18 protein-coding genes and 1 pseudogene are annotated in these 19,935 nt (G+C 32.1%); 6 read left to right on the forward strand and 13 right to left on the reverse strand.

Going from position 1 to position 19,935, the window contains the following annotated elements; translation table 11 throughout:
- Positions 1-4: 4 nt before the first annotated feature.
- The gene (locus RT412_RS15160; RefSeq protein ID WP_313340637.1) at positions 5-313 is read right to left on the reverse strand and encodes a type II toxin-antitoxin system RelE/ParE family toxin; all 309 of its coding nucleotides are present in this window, start codon (positions 311-313) and stop codon (positions 5-7) included.
- The gene (locus tag RT412_RS15165) at positions 310-615 is read right to left on the reverse strand and encodes a type II toxin-antitoxin system RelB/DinJ family antitoxin (RefSeq protein WP_313340639.1); all 306 of its coding nucleotides are present in this window, start codon (positions 613-615) and stop codon (positions 310-312) included. Before RT412_RS15165 ends, RT412_RS15160 begins: the two co-directional genes overlap by 4 nt.
- Positions 616-912: 297 nt before the next feature.
- On the opposite strand from RT412_RS15165, the gene RT412_RS15170 reads away from it, so the two are divergent.
- The 5 genes and pseudogenes from RT412_RS15170 to RT412_RS15185 all read left to right on the forward strand — a co-directional run bounded on the left by RT412_RS15170 (position 913) and on the right by RT412_RS15185 (position 8,765).
- The gene (locus RT412_RS15170) at positions 913-1,380 is read left to right on the forward strand and encodes a cupin domain-containing protein (RefSeq protein ID WP_313340642.1); all 468 of its coding nucleotides are present in this window, start codon (positions 913-915) and stop codon (positions 1,378-1,380) included.
- A gap of 109 nt (positions 1,381-1,489) precedes the next feature.
- Entirely contained in the window at positions 1,490-1,777 is a 288-nt protein-coding gene (locus RT412_RS15175) for a nucleotidyltransferase domain-containing protein (protein ID WP_313340643.1), read from the forward strand.
- A gap of 26 nt (positions 1,778-1,803) precedes the next feature.
- A pseudogene (locus RT412_RS17190) lies at positions 1,804-2,060 on the forward strand (DUF86 domain-containing protein).
- A 115-nt stretch (positions 2,061-2,175) separates the two neighbouring features.
- Positions 2,176-5,472, forward strand: coding sequence for a helicase-related protein (locus RT412_RS15180; RefSeq protein ID WP_313340646.1), 3,297 nt, complete (start codon positions 2,176-2,178; stop codon positions 5,470-5,472).
- Positions 5,469-8,765, forward strand: a complete 3,297-nt coding sequence (locus RT412_RS15185) for an Eco57I restriction-modification methylase domain-containing protein (RefSeq protein WP_313340647.1) — start codon at positions 5,469-5,471, stop codon at positions 8,763-8,765. Before RT412_RS15180 ends, RT412_RS15185 begins: the two co-directional genes overlap by 4 nt.
- Before the next feature lies 1 nt (position 8,766).
- On the opposite strand, the gene RT412_RS15190 is transcribed toward RT412_RS15185, so the two are convergent.
- The gene (locus tag RT412_RS15190) at positions 8,767-9,441 is read right to left on the reverse strand and encodes a TaqI-like C-terminal specificity domain-containing protein (RefSeq protein WP_313340649.1); all 675 of its coding nucleotides are present in this window, start codon (positions 9,439-9,441) and stop codon (positions 8,767-8,769) included.
- A 97-nt stretch (positions 9,442-9,538) separates the two neighbouring features.
- Between RT412_RS15190 and RT412_RS15195 the strand changes: the two genes are divergently transcribed.
- Entirely contained in the window at positions 9,539-10,144 is a 606-nt protein-coding gene (locus RT412_RS15195; protein ID WP_313340651.1) for a master DNA invertase Mpi family serine-type recombinase, read from the forward strand.
- Positions 10,145-10,513: 369 nt separating this feature from the next.
- On the opposite strand, the gene RT412_RS15200 is transcribed toward RT412_RS15195, so the two are convergent.
- The 10 genes from RT412_RS15200 to RT412_RS15245 form a co-directional block, all read right to left on the reverse strand.
- Positions 10,514-11,056, reverse strand: coding sequence for a site-2 protease family protein (locus tag RT412_RS15200; RefSeq protein WP_313340653.1), 543 nt, complete (start codon positions 11,054-11,056; stop codon positions 10,514-10,516).
- An 8-nt stretch (positions 11,057-11,064) separates the two neighbouring features.
- Positions 11,065-11,694 (reverse strand): M23 family metallopeptidase, encoded by a 630-nt coding sequence (locus RT412_RS15205; protein WP_313340655.1) that lies wholly within the window; start codon positions 11,692-11,694, stop codon positions 11,065-11,067.
- Positions 11,695-11,859: 165 nt separating this feature from the next.
- Positions 11,860-12,561: an AAA family ATPase gene (locus RT412_RS15210; protein WP_313340657.1), complete on the reverse strand. Its 702-nt coding sequence runs from the start codon at positions 12,559-12,561 to the stop codon at positions 11,860-11,862.
- Positions 12,562-12,579: 18 nt separating this feature from the next.
- Positions 12,580-15,933: a penicillin-binding transpeptidase domain-containing protein gene (locus RT412_RS15215; RefSeq protein WP_313340659.1), complete on the reverse strand. Its 3,354-nt coding sequence runs from the start codon at positions 15,931-15,933 to the stop codon at positions 12,580-12,582.
- Between the two features lie 25 nt (positions 15,934-15,958).
- Entirely contained in the window at positions 15,959-16,450 is a 492-nt protein-coding gene (gene mreD / locus RT412_RS15220; RefSeq protein WP_313340661.1) for a rod shape-determining protein MreD, read from the reverse strand.
- A 13-nt stretch (positions 16,451-16,463) separates the two neighbouring features.
- On the reverse strand, positions 16,464-17,300 hold the full coding sequence (mreC, locus tag RT412_RS15225) for a rod shape-determining protein MreC (RefSeq protein ID WP_313340663.1): 837 nt from the start codon (positions 17,298-17,300) through the stop codon (positions 16,464-16,466).
- A 12-nt stretch (positions 17,301-17,312) separates the two neighbouring features.
- Positions 17,313-18,350 (reverse strand): rod shape-determining protein, encoded by a 1,038-nt coding sequence (locus RT412_RS15230; protein ID WP_313340665.1) that lies wholly within the window; start codon positions 18,348-18,350, stop codon positions 17,313-17,315.
- A gap of 21 nt (positions 18,351-18,371) precedes the next feature.
- Complete coding sequence (gene radC / locus RT412_RS15235; protein ID WP_313340667.1) at positions 18,372-19,061, reverse strand: DNA repair protein RadC; 690 nt, start codon at positions 19,059-19,061, stop codon at positions 18,372-18,374.
- Positions 19,062-19,103: 42 nt separating this feature from the next.
- The gene (locus RT412_RS15240; RefSeq protein WP_313340669.1) at positions 19,104-19,682 is read right to left on the reverse strand and encodes a Maf family protein; all 579 of its coding nucleotides are present in this window, start codon (positions 19,680-19,682) and stop codon (positions 19,104-19,106) included.
- A gap of 9 nt (positions 19,683-19,691) precedes the next feature.
- Positions 19,692-19,934, reverse strand: a complete 243-nt coding sequence (locus RT412_RS15245) for a DUF4321 domain-containing protein (protein WP_313340671.1) — start codon at positions 19,932-19,934, stop codon at positions 19,692-19,694.
- Position 19,935 lies beyond the last annotated feature (1 nt).

The following is a 19,935-nucleotide window of genomic DNA, read 5'->3' on the forward strand; positions in this document are numbered from 1 at the left end:
GCCTCTAAAAATATTTTTTTGATTCTTGTCTGCCATACATAATACGAACTATCATAACAGTATTGGAAAATTCATCATATAAATAAAATATAATATAATTATCCACAGGAAAAAACCGCAGTCCCTGACTGTGCCATGGTTCATCATCATATAATCTATGACGCAACGGCATTTCATCAAGTAATTTTATTGCGCCCATAATTTTTCTGACTTGAATTTTTGCAGTATCAGGTGAGCATAGTATATACGCTATATGCTCATAAATATTCCTCAAGTCTTGTTTTGCCTGTGCAGAGTAAATTACAGAGTTCATATGCCATAATCTCTTTTCATTTCTTCTGCAACACTCTCTATAGAGTAAGTCCTGCCATTTTTAATATCTTCAATACCTTTTTCGATTTCAATATCAAATTGCTCTTTTGTCAAAGAATCATATGAAAGAGGAACACTCTCCGGTAGTTTTACTTCAAAAGGAATACCTCTGTGTAATATAACCTGTTTTAGGAACATACTTACAGCATTTGACATGGGAATGCCCAATTGATTAAGGACTTCTTCAGCCTGTTCCTTTACCTCCGGCTCAACGCGAGCAAATATATTAGATGTTCTTGCCATAATTATCACCTCATGGTAATATTATAAGCTAATATATTGCTAAATGCAAGCTAATCGCAAATTATTTAATACAAAAATAGGAGAAAGTAATTAACTTTCCTCATCTTGAAAACCACTTTACTCTCATATGGAAAATAGACGGCTTTCCGATGATACCGGTGATGCATCACCATCATTTTTTCGAGAGTACAAGTACAAGCTTGAAGAGCTTATCACATTATCCTTGTACTGTGTCTTTATTTATATTTAAAACCATGATATACTCAATATAATATAAGTAAAATTGAAGGAGAATAAATGGAAATTAAGAATATTGAAAAGCTTTCTGAAGGATTTGTTTGGCAGGATTCTGTCGGCTTAATTACAAGGTCTTTAGGTGCTGCGGGTGGCAGCCAAAAATTTTATGTAAATATTGATTACGTTCCGCCTAAAGCATACAGTTCGAAATATCATAGTCATTCTCAGCAGGAAGAATTTTTTATAATTCTTTCAGGTAATGGTACTCTTCGCATTCAGAATAAAGAATTGTCAGTGAAGCAAGGAGATTTTTTTGCAAAGCCTTCAGCACAAAATATCGCGCATACATTTTATAACTCCGGTAATGAAAGCTTAGTTATTTTAGATATTGGAACTAACGAGAAGGAAGATACCTGCTACTATCCGGACGAAGATATATACCTGCAAAAATCGAATGAACAACGTCGTATTTTTCGAGGCTCGGATTTAGACCAGTTGTGGACATCAGAACCGAACAATATAAAATAAGTTGCCTCCTAACTCACATTGTTTCTTATTGCTAAAAATTTGAAAATTGTATATAATAAAAATAAATAAATCTTAAAAATTTTCCCAAAAGTGATGTAAGGTGAAAAGTATGATTACAATTGAACAAATAAAAAATGAGGTTCAAGAAGCCGCTAAAGAATATGCTATAAAAAAAGTTGAATTGTTTGGTTCGCATGCTGAAGGAACACATACTAACATAAGTAATATAGATATATTAGTTGAATTTACAACTCCTTCAATATCATTGCTTACTTTAGCTGCATTGAAATATAAACTCGAAGAAAAATTCAAGAAAGAAGTTGATATTGTTCACGGACCTTTAGAAAAAGACTCCCTATTGCATTTAAAGAAGGTGATTTCTATATATGAGCAATAGAGATTATCAAATAACCCGATTTTTTAATGGATGAAAAAATAAAAAGAGCTGTATCTATGACATTGATAAATATAGGTGAACTTGTTAAAAATATTAGTGAAGAAACCAAAAAATCTTACACCGATATACCTTGGCGAGAATTTCAGGATTAAGAGATATTACTGCACATAAGTACCAGACGTTAAAAATGGAAGACGTGTATACAACTACAATAAATGACCTCCCACAACTAAAACTTAACCTTTCAAAAATAATAAAAAAAATAAGTAACATAGTATATTAAAAACTATATTTAAAAAAGCATACTAATACAAGAACAACCCTGCATCAAATTATGCAGGAGACATAAAAAAAATTTTTCTCAATACAACTAAATTTTTAAAAACTGAGGTATTAATGTGGCAAAATTAATTGATAATCAAGAGCAAACACTTGAGCAGGCATTGAAAAATACATTACCTTACGTTGAAAGCATTGACATATTGACGGCATACTTTTATTTCTCAGGATTTTCTATGCTTGCTGATGAACTTAAGGATAAAAAAATCCGTATTCTTATAGGCAAGACTATTGACCCAAATGCAGTTGATAATTTAAGTGCGGCTATTAAAATGGTACCCACTATAAGCCTTGATGGATTTCAAAACCAAAAAATGTATGCTCTTACAAGAACACAAAAACGAAAAGAATATACAGACAGTTTTATAAAGTTATTTAATAAATCATCATTATCCGAATCCTTTGATAGCACAGATAGTCAAAAAATGTTTCTTATTTTTGAGGAAAAACTGAGAAATGGTACTCTTGAAATTAGAATGACATCTGAAGATAATCATGCAAAAACATACATTCTTACTAACAAACTAAGATTTTCAGCAAATGGCGATGCTAAAGGTGTCGTTTTTATGGGTTCATCAAACTTTACTTATTCTGGTTTAATAGGGCAAGGAGAGCTTAACGATAGATTTAGTGATAATCAAACTTATGAAAAATATTTAATCTATTTTGAAAAACTTTGGAAAGACTCAAATTCTATTGATATAAAAACTTCTGATAGTAATAACGATTTTTTAAAAGAAATTGAAAAAAGGTTATGGATTCATTCTACTCCTGCGCCATATAAAATTTTTATTCGCATACTTCATGAACTATATAAACAAATTGAAAATGAAGATATAAAAACGCCTGATACTATTTCGGGAGGTAAGTTTGTTAATTTAAGATATCAAATTGATGCCATTAAAAGTGGTATTGATTGTATCAACAAAAACAATGGAGTTATTATTGCTGACGTTGTTGGACTTGGTAAATCAATTATTGCGTCAGCAATAGCAAACAATCTTGATATCCAAAGGTGCATTATTGTTTCGCCACCTCATTTAATCCAACAATGGAAAGACTATATTATGGATTTTGGTATAAAAGGAGCTATTGTAGAGAGCGGAGGAAAAATAGATAATCTGCATAACAAATATGCAAGTTCAGATAATCCGATTTTATTCATTATTGATGAAGCTCATAGATATCGCAATGAATTAACAGAAGACTACCAACTTCTTCATCAATTAACAAGATCACACTCTGACAACAAGGTTATTTTACTTACTGCTACTCCATATAACAACCGTCCTCAAGACTTATTTGCTATGGTCAAGTTGTTCCAAACCCCGAGCCGATCAACAATTCATTCTGTCGATAATCTTAGCTTGCGTTTTCGAGAACTTATTTCAGAATACCGCAAGTTAGAACGCAAGGGCAAAAAAGAGATGACGGATAAAATAAGAGAGGATTTGCAAAAGCTTAGTCAGGAACTACGTATTTTGATTGAACCTATTATTATTCGTCGATCAAGAATTGATTTAAAGCAAATAAAAGAATATGCTGATGACCTAAAAAATCAGAAAATATCATTTCCAGAAGTTGTCGGACCAGATTTAATTGAATATGATTTAGGAGAAATACGGGAGTTATATATTAGTACTCTTATTAAATTAACCGATACATACAACGGTTTTACCGGTGCTCGTTATATGTCTACTACTTACCTAAAAAACCGAGATGAATTTATTTCTAAGTATGAAAAATTTTTTGATGAAACTGACTTGCAGACAGCACAGCGTAACTTGGCACAATTTATGAAACGCTTGCTTGTTATGCGTTTTGAAAGCTCTAAATATGCCTTTGAATCCACACTCAAAAAGATTTTGCAATCAAATAGGACAATCCTTAAGTGGTGGGAACGAGGGTATGTCCCAATTCTTAAAAAAGGTGAATTGCTCGGACCTGATGATTTCGATTTGGATGACTTACTTGAACAAATAGAACGAAGTGATGAAGAAGACGTGGATGTTGATAAAATAAAAAGGATTGCTGTACCTATTCCAAAAGACATGATTGACAATAAATTTATACATGATGTAAAACATGATATAAAGCTGCTATCTGATATTTATAAAAGCTGGTTTACTGATGGTGAGATAGGATATGACCCTAAGCAAAAATGTATTGAAAAAAAAATAGCTGAACTACTTGCTGAAAATACAAAAAGAAAAATAGTAATTTTCTCATCTTTTGCTGACACAGCGGAATGGGTTGCCAAAAACCTTAAAGAACATGGATTTTATCGTACTTTACTATATACGGGGTCATCAGCAAATACTGATAGGCAAGTAGTTACTGATAATTTTGATGCTTCCATTCCAGAAGCAAAACAAAAGAATGATTATGATATTATTATTGCAACGGATGCCCTTTCTGAAGGTTTTAATTTACACCGCGCAGGAGTTGTTATTAATTATGATATTCCATACAACCCGACAAGAGTTGTGCAAAGGATCGGGAGAATTAATAGAATTAACAAAAGAGTCTTCGATAAGATATTTATTATGAACTTTTTCCCAACAGATATTGGGGCTTCCATTACGAATATAAAGGGAATAGCTACGTTAAAAATGCTGTTAATAAATAATATTATTGGAAGCGATACGAAGACTCTTACTCCTGATGAAGATTTGCAAAGTTATTTTAAGAAACAGTATTCGGATGCAAATGAATTATCTGATGATGCATCTTGGGACAACGAATTTCGTAATATATATAACTCTATTAAGCACGACATGAATTTATTGAAAGAGATTTTGGAAATTCCTGAAAGAACCAGAATCGTAAGGAATAACCAAAAAAATAATGTATCTATTTCCTTTGCAAAGAGAGGTAACGGAGTGTTGTTTGCATTAGCGAAGGAACATGAAAAAAAAGCATCCATAGCAACTCCTGAAATTGTATTGAATTATTTCAAGGCAGCTCAAGAAGAGGAATCTTTACCAGGTGATGCGAAATTGGACTCAAAATTTGAAATCTTACGCAAAAAAATAATGGAGAAACATCCATTGCCTAAAATTGAAGGACGAAGGGCAGATGCTCTAAAAAAGATAGAATTCCTTAAGGAAAACTATCGAGCTGAAAGAGATTATTTGCTCGATCTTTATGAAGCAATAAAAACATTTGATGATTTGTCTGATGGTGAATTGAAGTTTATCGCACAGTTGGAAATAGATGTTGAAAATCTAAAAAATAGTATTGATAAATTGATTGAAAAATTCCCTATTCATTATATTGGTGTAATAAAGGAACGTGCTGAGACAGTTGATCGTGTTACGGAAGTAATTATGTTTACGGAGGATTTGCGAAAATGAAACTTGATAAACCATACAATAAGAATGACTTTTTAAATTTTTTAAACGATATTTTGCTGTCAGATTTTCAGTATGATGAGCGGCAAGTTCAAATTTCCGATAATTCCTTGCTAACTACCGTTAACCAACTTGGAACATCTCAAGATAGTAATATTACTGTGCTTGAGGCTTACTGTGATGAAGTGAATAATAATAAAAGGATTGCAATAACACAAAATACATTTAGAGTTCTAAGAAATCATGGAATAAGTAATGCTCTTGTCGCATTTTGTTATGGGACTAATCAGTGGAGATTATCGTTACTCACTTCTAAACTTGAACTGAAAGACGGAAAAATCTTTAATATTGAGAGCAATCCTCGTAGATATTCATATCTTCTTGGTGAAGGAGCAAAAACACATACTCCTTATAAATTTCTGATTGAAAAAGGAAGAGTGTCAAATCTACAATCACTTAAAGAACGGTTTTCTGTTGAAGTTGTTAATAAACAATTTTATGATTCAATAGCTGTACTATTCACAGAATTGGTCGGAGGTGAAAGAGCAGGAAAAACATATCCAGGTCTTCTAAATATATATGGCGTTACTAAACCTTCAGTAAAACTTCAAGAATTTGCGGTTCGACTTATTGGACGGATAATGTTCTGTTGGTTTTTAAAAGAAAAAAAGAGCAAAAGTGGTATCCCACTCATTCCAGAAAGCATATTGTCACTTGAAGCAGTAAAACAAAAAAATGAATATTATCACAGCATTATTGAGCCTTTGTTTTTTGAATTACTTAATACACGTGCTCGAAGAAGAAAACTTGAGTTTCAAGTAGAGCCTTTTAGACTAATACCCTATTTAAACGGAGGGCTATTCAATCCTCATAATGAAGATTATTATAAATATTCATCCGTTACACACAGCGGTTCATTTGGTGTGCTTTCCATTCCTGATAGCTGGTTCATATCGTTGTTTGAGTTGCTGAGCCAATATAACTTTACTGTTGACGAAAATACTTCCTACGATGTTGATTTATCCATTGATCCTGAAATGCTTGGGCGAATTTTTGAAAATCTCCTTGCTGAAATAAATCCTGAAACAGGTGAAAGTGCCAAGAAGAGTACCGGTAGTTTTTATACACCTCGTGATATTGTTGACTATATGGTAGATACAAGCTTATTTTATTATCTTAAAGAAAAAACTTGTATTGGAGATAACAAAATAAACACAATTCTTAGCTATAATAAAGACTATCAGGAGGGTAATGATCTAAGTTTGAAGGAAAAGATACATGTAGTAGACGCGTTATCCTCACTGACAATAATTGACCCCGCTTGTGGTTCGGGAGCATTTCCCATTGGTATTCTGCAAAAAGTAGTTTATATACTTCAGCAGGTTGATGAAAATGCAGAGTTGTGGAAAAATAAACAACTTAGTAATATTCCTTCAGTTGAATTGAGAAAAGATATTGAATCAAAATTTAACCGCAAAAATTTTGATTATCTACGTAAACTTGGTATAATCAGAGAGTCTATTTTTGGTGTGGACATTCAGACTATTGCTACAGAGATTGCTAAGCTGCGCTGCTTTCTATCGTTAATTGTTGAAGAAGACATAGAAGATAATACAGAAAATCGCGGAGTACGTCCGTTACCTAACCTTGAATTTAAGTTTATTTCGGCTGATTCACTTGTTAGGTTGGAAAATCCGAAAGAAGCATCGGGTCAGATGTCTATGTTTGAAGATATAGAGCATATAGATGAACTTAAACGTATCAGAGATGAATATTTCATTGCAGATCCTGAGGAAAGGCATGAATTAAGATTTGAATTTGATAAAGTCCAGAAAATAATGTTGAAAGAATCTTTAGGCCGCTATGCCAAAAATCCCAGTAATAGATATAGCCTTTTATCGTCTTGGGAACCATTCGAGAATAAATCAACTACTTGGTTTGATCCTGAATGGATGTTTGGTATTGATAATTTTGATATAGTGATTGCAAATCCACCATATATTCACTTAGAACATATTAAGGAGCAGTCAGGATACTATAAATATCTCGGATTTAAAACATATGAAGCGAGAGGTGATATTTATGTTCTGTTTTATGAAAAAGGCATTGAATTATTGAAAACAAATGGTATTCTTTGTTATATAACCTCAAACAAATGGATGAGAGCTGCTTATGGACAAGCTTTGCGTAAGTATATATCTGAAAAAACCAATCCTATTCAACTAATTGATTTTTCCGGACAGCAAATATTTGATGCAACAGTCGATACAAATATTCTATTGCTTTCCAAATCTAATAATTGTTCTAATACAAAAGCGGTTAGTATTAAGGACGAAAAAGGTTTAAAAAATTTGAGTGTGTATATTAAGCAAAACAGCGTTACAATAGGATTTAATTCAAGCAACAGTTGGACGATACTGTCTCCCATAGAACAAAGTATTAAAGCAAAAATTGAAGCTGTTGGCACTCCATTGCGTAATTGGAATGTTAAAATCAACTTTGGAATCAAGACAGGCTGTAATGAAGCATTTATTATTTCGGGCTCAAAAAAAGATGAGTTGATTCGTAAAGATCCTAAGAATGCAGAAATTATACGACCGATTTTGCGCGGCAGAGATATTAAACGATATGGATATGAGTTTGCAGACCAGTACCTTATAGCTCTATTTCCATCATTGAATTACGATATAGAAAATTATCCTGTTATTAAAAATTATCTTCTTTCAGCTGAATGGAGTAATGATATACCAAATGGACATGGAAAGAAGAGACTCGAACAGACAGGTAAAAAAAATATAGTTGATGGTATAACATTTATGTCGCGAAAAAAGACAAACAATAAATGGTATGAAACGCAAGATCAAATAGGTTATTGGGACGATTTTTCTAAGCAAAAAATTGTATGGAAAAGGATCGGGTCAATATTACGATTTGCGTTTGATGATAAAGGCTGTTTTGGACTTGATAGCACCTGTTTTGCTACAGGGAATAGTATTAAATTTATAACTGCTTTCCTAAACTCAAGAGTAGGTAATTATTTGTTGCGAGATTCGCCTAAAACGGGAACTGGTGATTTGCTAATAAGTGTTCAAGCTATTGAGCCAATTTTAATTCCACAAAATATTGAACCTTTATGTATGTTAACAGTAGAAAATATAATTGAAAAAGCTAAAGAAAAGAAAGATTTTAATGAAGATGAAACTATGCTTGATGAACTTCTATTTCAATACTTTTGCTTTTCAGAAGAAGAATGCCAGTATATTACGCTTGTTTCTGAGGAACTTAGACGTAATTGATTTACCTAATGTTGATTGATTCAAACCGTGCTTTATTGAATTCTTCAATAAATACTATTTCATCAGATGAGAATCCATAAAGTCTATAAACTGCTTGGTTAACAGTATTCCTAAATAATACGTCATTTTTATTTTTTTGAGAATCGAGTAAACTTATTATCTCAGATGAAATGACGCTATTATTCTGTGGAATTGGCATTTGCTCAATAAACTGCTGACGCATTTGCAGTCCACCTTCATCTAATGAAACAATATTTGTAAAGAAATAGAATACTCCCAAATCAGAATTCAGCACTGCAAGCAACAAATCCAACTGTTCACCTGTGATAAAACATAGACTATCTTGTACAAGTAAATTCTCATCTACTATTGCAAATCGCGGAAATTCATTGTTATCTTTTTTTGATATACGCATTAGTCTTGCCCATACAATTTTTTGCTTAGAAAAATCGTCCATATAAGCACAGTTTCTCAGATTGTATGGCGTTACACCCTTATCGGTGCGTTTGCTAATAATATCCCATGATTCATTAAGATATGCCTTTATCACGGGATAGTTTTCTATGTCGATATGTTGAACTTCTATCCCATCATTGTCTATATATCCGTTATGCGTCACGATAAGGTACTGGTCTGCAAACTCATATCCATATCGTTTAATATCTCTGCCGCGCAAAATCGGTCGTATAATTTCTACATTCTTAGATTTTTATAATATAACCCATTTTTTTATGTTAATATATTACTAAAATCCAAGCTTGGAGGGCAACGTTATGAATTACGGATATATTAGAGTTAGTAGCGATAAGCAAACAGTTGAAAATCAAAGGTTTGAAATTGATAAATTTGCTGAATCTAACAAAATAGTTATTGACGGATGGATTGAAGAAACTATAAGTGGTACAAAAAATTATGACAAACGCAAACTTGGAAAATTATTGAATAAAGTTACAGAAGATGATTTGATTATTTGCGCCGAATTATCACGTCTAGGCAGAAATTTGTTTATGATTATGGATATCTTGAACATATGTATGAATAAGAACTGTCGAGTTTGGACAGTTAAAGATAACTATCGGTTAGGGGATGATATCCAGAGCAAAGTTTTGGCTTTTGCTTTTGGTCTTTCTGCTGAGATAGAAAGAAATCTCATCAGTCAGCGAACAAAAGAAGCTCTTGCTCGTAAACGTTCGGAGGGAGTTATTCTTGGCAGACCTGTTGGAAAAAAATCTGCAAAAGTTAAACTTAGCGGCAAAGAAGATTTTATTCGAAATTTATTACAACACAAAATTCCCAAAACTCAAATTGCCAAGATACTGAAAGTTGATAGAATGACTGTAGATTCATTTATAAAAAGAGAAAATATAAAAACTGATTAAACTGTCTTTGCTTTTTGTATGTAAATAATAATAAATTCTCTCATATAATTATATAGGGGGAATTTTTATGTTATATAAGGCTTATAGGTTTATTAAACGGAATATTTTTATAATTATATTTATTGTATGCTTTTTTGTTGTGGTTTTTACATTGATAGAAAATTAGGCAGTCTTCATCACCAATGAAAAGGGCAAGCCGTGGGTTCTCCACGGCTTGAGGCAAAAAATTTAAGAGGCATTTATAAATTTTCATTTACAAATGTATTTCTATTATACCCTATTTTGATAATTTTTCAATATTTTTTTGAAAATTTTCTTATACTTCCAGCATAAGCGACTGACACCAAATCAGAGATTTGGGTCATCTGCTTATCTGCTTACTTTTCTGTTCTTATTTCCCACTCTCATAACCACATAGTTATTCTTAATGATTTTTTCTGTTAAGCATCTGTTTTCTTCAAGTATCCCTTTGAGTGCCATTACTATTAATAAAAAATAAAGGTAATTTTTATATATATAAATAATTACCATAAAACAGACAATAAAAAATGTATTGGTCATTATCATATAACGACATACTGAGTTTATATCTAAAAATATTTCTAAAATAGACTTGCATATATTTCCACCATCAAGAGGAACTATGGGAATCAAATTCACTATGCAAAGAAATATATTTATGTTTGCAAAATGTTCATATACTGTATCAACAAAAATAAAATATAAGCAAAAATTTATTAACGGTCCGGATAAGAATAATACCATTTTTTTTACAAACATTAAATTTTCTAAATCAGCATTTAAGTTAAATCCAAACAAGGTTATTTTTACTTTATGAAATTTGATGTTTAACAATACGGCGGACAGCAAATGTGCTGTTTCATGTGCTGCCAAAGCAATTAACAGGTGCATTTAATCCATCAATTAATTTTAAATAATTTTGCCGGATTTACCGATTCGCCGTCTTCCCATACTTCTATATGGAGATTCATATTCTCTTCATTGAGAGCTCCTATAATATCACCTTTAGAAACTTTGTCACCTTCCTTAACGAAGCTTTGATGAATTTGACCGTAGATTATTAATCTGTCGCCATCCTCTATAACGATATAATTTAATAATTTATCATTGTTTCCTATCTGCGTTACTTTACCGCCGGAAATAGATCTTATTGACTGAGTGTTGGAAACAATATCTATACCGTGATTATAAAATGAACTGTTTTCACCTTTGACCATTCCATAGCTTTGATATACTTTTCCGCTTACAGGAGCCACATACTCTGTTTTATTATTTGACATGAACGGTATTTTGTCTGTTATCCCAACAAAAAATTCCTTTACGGAGTTTCCTATTTCATTAGGTTTTATACTTTCTGTCATAATTTCATTTGTAGCATTTAAAAATTGTTTAGATAAATCCGTGTCTAATTGTTTTGTAAAAATAACAGCAGATACAAGTACAATACTGAATAATACCTGCAGTGCTAATTTTTTATTTATATTTTCTTTTCTTTGCAGCTTAATTCTCCTTCTTGTTATTTTATTCATCTCACCCACCCCTTCCCTACATTTTATTAAAATGTTACAAGCTTTATTACTAAATTCGAAAAAAAAGAGATTATGCAGCAATCAGCATAATCTCATATTGCACTTACAGTATAAGCGACCGACACCAAATCAGAAGGTTTGGTGTCGGTCGCTTATTAATTTAACTCATGACATAAGAAATATCATATTATCTATTGTTTTATTAAATGAGCTGTCATCTGAACTGAAAAAGAAATCATAATCTATTTCACTGTACTTTATATTTTCTTCAATTGTCGATTGAATTTTTGCTTCTGATAATTTTTGTATGTCTTTCAATTTCATCATAGTGCCCTTTGAGCCCTTTTTTATGTTAAATTTATTTATCAACACATATATATTATTGAAATTATACTTTTCGGCAATTGCTTTATCAGTATTTATTTCTTTAATACATGAAAAATCATTATTATTAATTATGATAATATTGTCCAATACGCTAAAATCTACATAACTAAGTTGAATTTTGTCTATGTCTAAAATAATTACGTCATAATCTTTTTTTGCCTCATTTATTATTTTAACGAAGGATTCTTTTTTTATTTTTCCAAGCTTATCATTAATTCTTGGACAAGGAAGAAGGGATAACCCTTCTATTATTTCTATTGCTGCTAATTCAAGAGAACAGGTTGAGTCAAGTACGTCTTTTATATCGTAAATTATATTTTCGTTAACCTTAAGGTATTCTGACATTTTCTTTTTACCTGATGAAAAATCCATCAATAAAACATTTTTGCCTGAACGAGATAATTTAACCCCTGCTTTAATGCTTATAATTGTTTTTCCTATTGTCTCTTTTTGTGAACTGACTGCAATAACCTTTCCCATATTCATTCTCCGTTTCTATTATTCTTTATACAAATTCAGATACTCTCCTATAACCTCTCTTACTATAGGAATCGGATAACGCCCCGAACCACCCTCAAACAGCACACATGCAACGGCTATTTCCGGATCGTCATATGGTGCGAAAGCAACATACCATGCAAAATCATCATATGGTTTACCGGTATCAGGATTTGTTCCTTGGTTCTGTGCTGTACCAGTCTTACTTCCAACCTCCACAGGGAAGTTATTATACGGTTTAGCGCTGTCATCTAAAGAAACCATTCTCATTCCTTCTTTTACAACATTCAGATAATTGTAATCTGAAAGATTTATTCTTTCTGCATTCCTTTCAGGAGTATAGTTAGTTTCTTTACCATCATATGTTTTTACATCTTTTACAATACTGACATTTCTTCTATATCCGCCATTTGATAAGATTGCTGTATAATTAGCCATTTGAAGAACCGTATATGCATTGTTACCCTGACCGATGCTGATATTTAAGTTGTCTCCTACATTCCACACGGCCTGATTTATATAGGAGTATTTGATGATATCAACTAATGAAACTTGATAGTCATTCGTCTTTTCAGGATTTAACCTTAAGCTTTTTAATCCGTCATAAACCTCGCCTCTTGTCATTGGTTCATCTCTGTCAATCCAACTTACAATTTCTTCAACTATTTCATTTTTCATTGCTGTATCTATTGTAAAACCATCTTCTAAATATCTCTCTATATTTCCTTCAAGAAACATTCTTAAATAAACTCTGATATTTATTTTCTTACCCTCTATACTTGGAACACCACCTGAAGCTTCCTGAGGAATATCTATTTCAATTCCTGTTTTAGAATCAAGACCGAATTCATCAGCCATTGCAATTATATCCTCAGCACTTACCTTGACAGTATGTCTCTGGTTTGTTGCTAAATTTTCACCCAATACGGTTGTGTAGTAATAGAAGTTGCATGAATTCATTATTGCTTGATACATTGTCTGATATCCGTGAGCACCGCCGAACATATTGTGAATCCAACAGCTAAAGTATCTGTCTCCAACCTTCATTGTTCCTGCACAATAAACTCTTGTATTAGGATCTACCCCTTTTTCCAATGCAGCTAATGAAGTAATCATTTTAAATGTAGATCCGGGCTGTATTTTAGTAAGCATTGCTATATTGTATAAAGGTCTTGGTGCCAACGGATTTTTAGAATCACTCAACAAGCTGTTCCAGTCATCAGACGAAATACCTGTTGAAAATAAGTTTAAATCATAACTCGGATAGTTTGCCATGGCTAAAACTTCGCCTGTTTTTACATCTAAAGCCACCAAAGCGCCGGATTTGGCATTTTCATATTTATCCTTAAATGCAAAATCACCCCACTGGCTTTCAAATGTTCCGCCTATTTGTATTTGCTCTAATCCCTTTTTCAAGGATTCTTCTGCAACCTTTTGTAGTCTTGTATCCAAAGTAAGATATAAATCATCCCCCGGAACCGGAGCCTGGCTGGATACAGATTTAATTGTCTTGCCTACATTGTTTACTTCTACAGTCTTTTTACCTTTATCTCCTCTTAAATAATCCTCAAACTTTTCCTCAACTCCGGTCTTTCCGATTATATCGTCGGGACTGTACCCCTTTTCGTTAACATACTCCTTAATCTCATATTCCTGAGCTATTTTACCTAAGTAACCTAATACATGAGAAGCAGTTTCTTTATTAGGATAATATCTTAATGGTTCTATTTCAACATTAATTCCTGTTAATTCATGAGAACGCTCTGAAATCATTGCTACAGATTTTTCAGATATACTATAGCATATGTCGACAGGATGGTATGAAAGATAACTTACTCTGTTATACCTCTCCCTTATAACCATCATATTTCTCATATCGTAATCATTTATATCATCACTGATATTTAATGATTCTCTTAAATTGTTAAATACCTCCTTTGAAGATAGGTTTTTTATGTCCTCTTCGTCTATATCGGGAATATTTTTATTTATCCAGTTTCTTTTGTCTCTGATGGGAGAATATTCCCACTCAGATATAGAAATCGATGGATTTTCATACTTCAGCAATTCAACCTGTGCATAGTATTTTATTTCATCATCGGTTATTAAATTGTACAGTATTTCATAATTCTTAAATGATAGCTGCTTAGTGAAATCATAGGCAGTTGTATTTAATTCCATATTATGCTGATTTAAATACTTTATTTTTAAATCTTCGTCCGTAAATTCATATGCTCCGACTTCACCGTTTTCAACGAATTTAACGGGTATATCCGGATATATGTCTTTAAGTTTTTCAACAAGAACAGCACCGGGCATAACTTTATTCAAATCAGATTGATAAACAGTTAATAATAAATTATCCAATGAATATTTCATCGTTAATATTACAAAATCATCCTTTGCGGATGAGTTTGATGTTATTTCCTGATGATTTACGTTCAGACCTCTTTTTAAGCTTGCGTAATATTCATCCTGAACAAATGCAAATTCCGTTAATTTAATGTTAGGCTCAAGTCCCATTGATGAAATAAAATTATATGAGAACTTTCTTACTTTTGAATTAGAAAATAAACTCTTTAGATATTTACCGTTTTTACTCAGCATTTCAATAACTGCATTTTCTGCAGTTGTTTTTTCATTTAGATTGTTACTCTTTAACCAAGCTGTAATCGGATCGTCAGCAGCATCTTCACTATCCTCGGATGTTTCTGCCTGCTCCTGTGTATTTTCATTCTCTGAAACAACAATTTCTTCTTCATCAATTTCAATATATACAAATTGACCATTTTCTAATTTAACGGGCATTTCTATATCTCTTAAAATTGTATCAAGAACTCGTTCTTTAATATCAAATTCTTCATTGTATATAACATCAGTGTAATTCAGCCATGCATATAAATTTTCCCTGACAGTTTGAATAACCTTTTCTTCAGCTGTAATATATGCTGTTACTTCATCAGATGAATTTCTTAAATCAGGCTCGTTAACATATTCAAAGGTATCAAGCTTAATGGGAAAATCATCAATAGGTCTTTCACCGTTTTCATCTAATATTTTAGATAAAATATATGACACTTCATTAAATTTTTGGGGTTCAATTTCATCAGTGTACATTTGCACGGTAAAGCTTGCAACATTATCGGCTAACAAAATTCCGTTTCTGTCTAATATTTTACCCCTTGGAGCCTTTACCGGAATATCTTTAATTTTCTTAATATCTGCTACCGCTCTGTATTCTTCGCCTTCAACTATTGTTAAGACGGCCATTCTGAATCCTAATATACAAAGCATAAAAATAATAATCATATATATTATGTTAAACCTGTTACTGAAAAATTTCTTTAAATTCAAATAAATTCACCTCAATTATTACGGATTATTTAATATTTAATTTGTCAAATAAAAAATTCATAAATTTAAAAACGAAAACAACAAGCACCATGTTTAATATTGTTTCAATAAAAATATTGTTTATAATGCTTCCTGCATAGCTTACTCTGTATTTCAAAAAGAATAATATAATATATAAAGAAAAATGCATTACAAATGTAGAAATTCCCGTAACAGTTGTATATGCAACATAATTTTCCCTTATCATATCTTCGCTGTAATTTCCTATAACAGCTCCTATTATAAAATAAATAAGTGTGTAAACTCCAAAAACATCGTAAATCATTGCATCGTACAGCATACCTGTAAACAATCCGATAATAGCACCTGCTATACCATTTGACATCATGGCAAATACAACCAATACGGTCAATGATAGATTAGGTGTGGTATTAAATACAGCAAAATGATTTAACAAAGATGTTTGTATGATAAAACTTAAAATAATAACAGCAGCCATTAAACTAAATTTTTTCATTTAATTATACCTTTCATCTGTCCACTTTAAGTACATAAACTCTATTCAACTTGGTAAACTCAACAGCAGGATTTATTACAATTCTTTGAGTTGAAGCGTCTGTAGTTGGAACTATTTCAGTTACCTTTCCGATATAAATGTCAGGAATATAAATTTCACCTATACCTGAAGTTACCAAAGAGTCATCCTTGTTTACCTGTGCCTTGCTGTTGAAAAAATATCCTGTAATTGTTCCGTCAACACTTCCCTGCAGGATTCCGCTTTCATCGGTATTTATATCCCTGAAGCTTATTTTGCAGCTTTCATCCAACAAGGTTATTACCTTAGCCCAATTTGATGAAGTTTGTGTTACTACACCCACCAAACCGATTTGTACTACACCTACTTCAGTTTCCACTGCGTGTATAACAATATCATTTCTCTTTATACCGTCTTTTTCACCCTTATCAATGGTTACCCTGCTGAACCAATTAGAATCATCTAATGCAATCACTTGTCCAACAGTATAATCATATTTAAGGTTATTTTTCATTTCATATTCAGTTTCAAGAGCATCTGACTTATTTACGATATTTTCCAATATCCTTACAGCTTCTTGAAGCTCATGTACGGTATCCGTAAGCATATTATTTTCTTCACGCATTCTTACAATATCTTGTACCGAATAAATAGAGCTGATTATGGTATGTCCAGTATTAAAGGTCAATTTTTGGAAACCCGCAACTGCATTCCCAAAAAAACCTAAGTCAACCTCTCCTCTGCCCACAGAAGAGAGACCGATTAAAACTATCAATACAAATACTGTAAGTAAAAATAATATCCTTTTATAATACTTTCTTACAAAATTCATTTACTCACCACTTTACAGAAGCTCACATATTTTGCCTGCACCCAAAGCAACACTGTGTAATGGGTTGTCGGCTGTAAATACCTTCAATCCGGTTTCTTTTTCTATATAAATATCCAGACCCTTTAATAATGCACCGCCGCCTGTCAATACTATACCATTAGAATAAATATCAGAAGACAATTCGGGAGGTGTTTTTTCCAAAACTCTTTTTATTGCATTTACAATATTGTTAACTGTTTCGATAATTGCTTCTCTTATTTCATCGCTTGTTACAACTATATTTAGAGGAAGTCCTGAAACTATGTCTCTGCCTCGAATTTCCATTTCTGTTACATAATCCTTAGCCGGTTCTTCCTCATCATTATCTTTATTAGCTTTGCTATAATACTTCTTGCTTGCATTACCCAAAACCATTTTAGCTTTTTCCGCAGTTATCAGACCGATTTCCATTTTATACTTAAGCTTTATATAATCCTTAATATTTACATCCATGTCATCGCCTGCAATCCGAAGCGAGTCGCTTACAACTATTCCTCCAAGTGATATAACGGCAATTTCTGTAGTTCCTCCGCCGATATCGATAATCATATTTCCAACGGGCTGTTCAACATTGAGATTTGCTCCGATTGCAGCAGCCATCGGTTCCTCAACTAACTTAACTTTTTTTGCTCCCGCATCATATGCTACTTCTTCTACAGCTCTTTTTTCAATGGACGTAACTCCAACAGGCACACAAATAACAATATTCGATTTTACGAATCTTCTTTTATTCAATGCCTTTTCAATAAAATATTTTATCATTGCTCTCGTAATTTCAAAATCAGCTATAACACCGTTTTGAAGAGGTCTTATGGCGCTTATTGACTTGGGTGTTCTGTCAAGCATTTCTTTTGCCGGAATACCAACTGCGCATACCTCATTTGAATTTAAGTTAATAGCTGTTACTGATGGTTCATTTACTATAATTCCTCTGTTTTTTACATATATTAGAGTGTTTGATGTTCCTAAATCTATCCCTATTTTTTGAGTAAATATATTAAAAAATCCCATTTTATTTCCTTTCGTTGTCAATTAAATTAAACCTTCTTCTTTAAAACTGTAAAAAACTCCATCACCTATAATGATGTGATCTAAAACCTTAATTCCTAAAATTTTACCGCATTCATCAAGTCGATTTGTTAAAACTATATCTTCATGACTTGGTTCTGATTCTCCGCTTGGATGATTATGTACTAATATAATTGAAGAAGCAGAGTTAATGACCGCTTCTGAAAATACTTCTCTTGGATGAACAATTGATGAATTTAAGCTCCCAATAGAAATTTCAGAAATTTTCTTTATATTATTTTTAGTATCTAATAAAATAATCTTAAAATATTCCTTTTTATAATACCTCATTTCCTCCATCATGACAACTGCAGCATCACTTGGAGAAGAAATTTTTATTCTTTCTATTTTTAAAGTGCTTATTCTTTTGCTCAACTCTGATAAAGCCATAAGCTGAGCTGCCTTTGCATTACTTATGCCTTTAAAGGATTTAAATTTTTGTATTGTACCTTCTGCTATATTCTTAAGTCCTTTATTGTCCTCAGATAAAATTCTCTGAGATAGTTTTAAAACATTCTCTTCTTTATTACCTGTCCTTAATATTACTGCTAAAAGTTCTGAATTAGACAAATTATTAGCTCCATATTTCAACAGCTTTTCCTGTGGTCTGTCTTCCGCAGGAATTGATTTTATGGTATAATTATTATTGTCCATTTTAACCTCCAATATGCAATATTAAAAGCTACTGCTTAAATTTCAAAGCAATTTATGAGAAAAATGTTTTGTCAATAAGTCATTAAGTTTTGTCAAGGGAAGTCCTTTTACATTATTATAGCAGCCATTTATCCCTTTTACTAAAAGCTCACCATATCCTTGTATTCCGTAACCGCCTGCTTTATCAGCATATTCACCGGTTTCCAGATAGCTTTTTATTAAATCAACGCTTAGCTCATTAAATTCAACAGAGGTTTCTTCATAGTCAACTGCCTTAATTAAGTTTACACTGTCAAGGATACATATTCCTGTATAAACCTTGTGTATCTTACCTGAAAGAGATTTAAGCATACTATATGCATCATATTCATTTTCCGGTTTTCCCATTATTTTATCTAAGTAAACAACAGTATCTGCCGCAATGATTATTCCTTTATCTGTACAGTTTTTATATGCATTTAATCCTTTTTCAAAGGCAATCTTCATAACCGTTATCTGGGGAGAATCATTTTCATCAACACACTCTTCAGTATTTGGAGAATAAATTATTAACTCCTTACAATATCTTTTGAGCATTTCTATACGTCTTGGTGATTTTGATGCCAAAATTATATTCTTCATATTATTTCCTTAAAGTTTTTTATAAGCTATTATTGCAATTATGATGCCAATTATTCCGGCAACAGTTAAATTTGCATTAAAACCGAAAGTAATCGAAAATATACTTAAATCTAAGGTTGCAGGACCAAATCCAATTGATTCACCGTAATTTAAAACAGGGAAATATTTAGAAAATGCTTTGCCGAGAATTGTACCTATAATCACCGAAGTTAACAGAAGCAAAACAAAATAAACGGAATTCCCTCTTCTCATA

Origin of the sequence: Sedimentibacter sp. (genome assembly GCF_032080165.1) — a bacterium.
In the GTDB taxonomy this organism is placed as follows: Bacteria; Bacillota; Clostridia; order Tissierellales; family Sedimentibacteraceae; genus Sedimentibacter.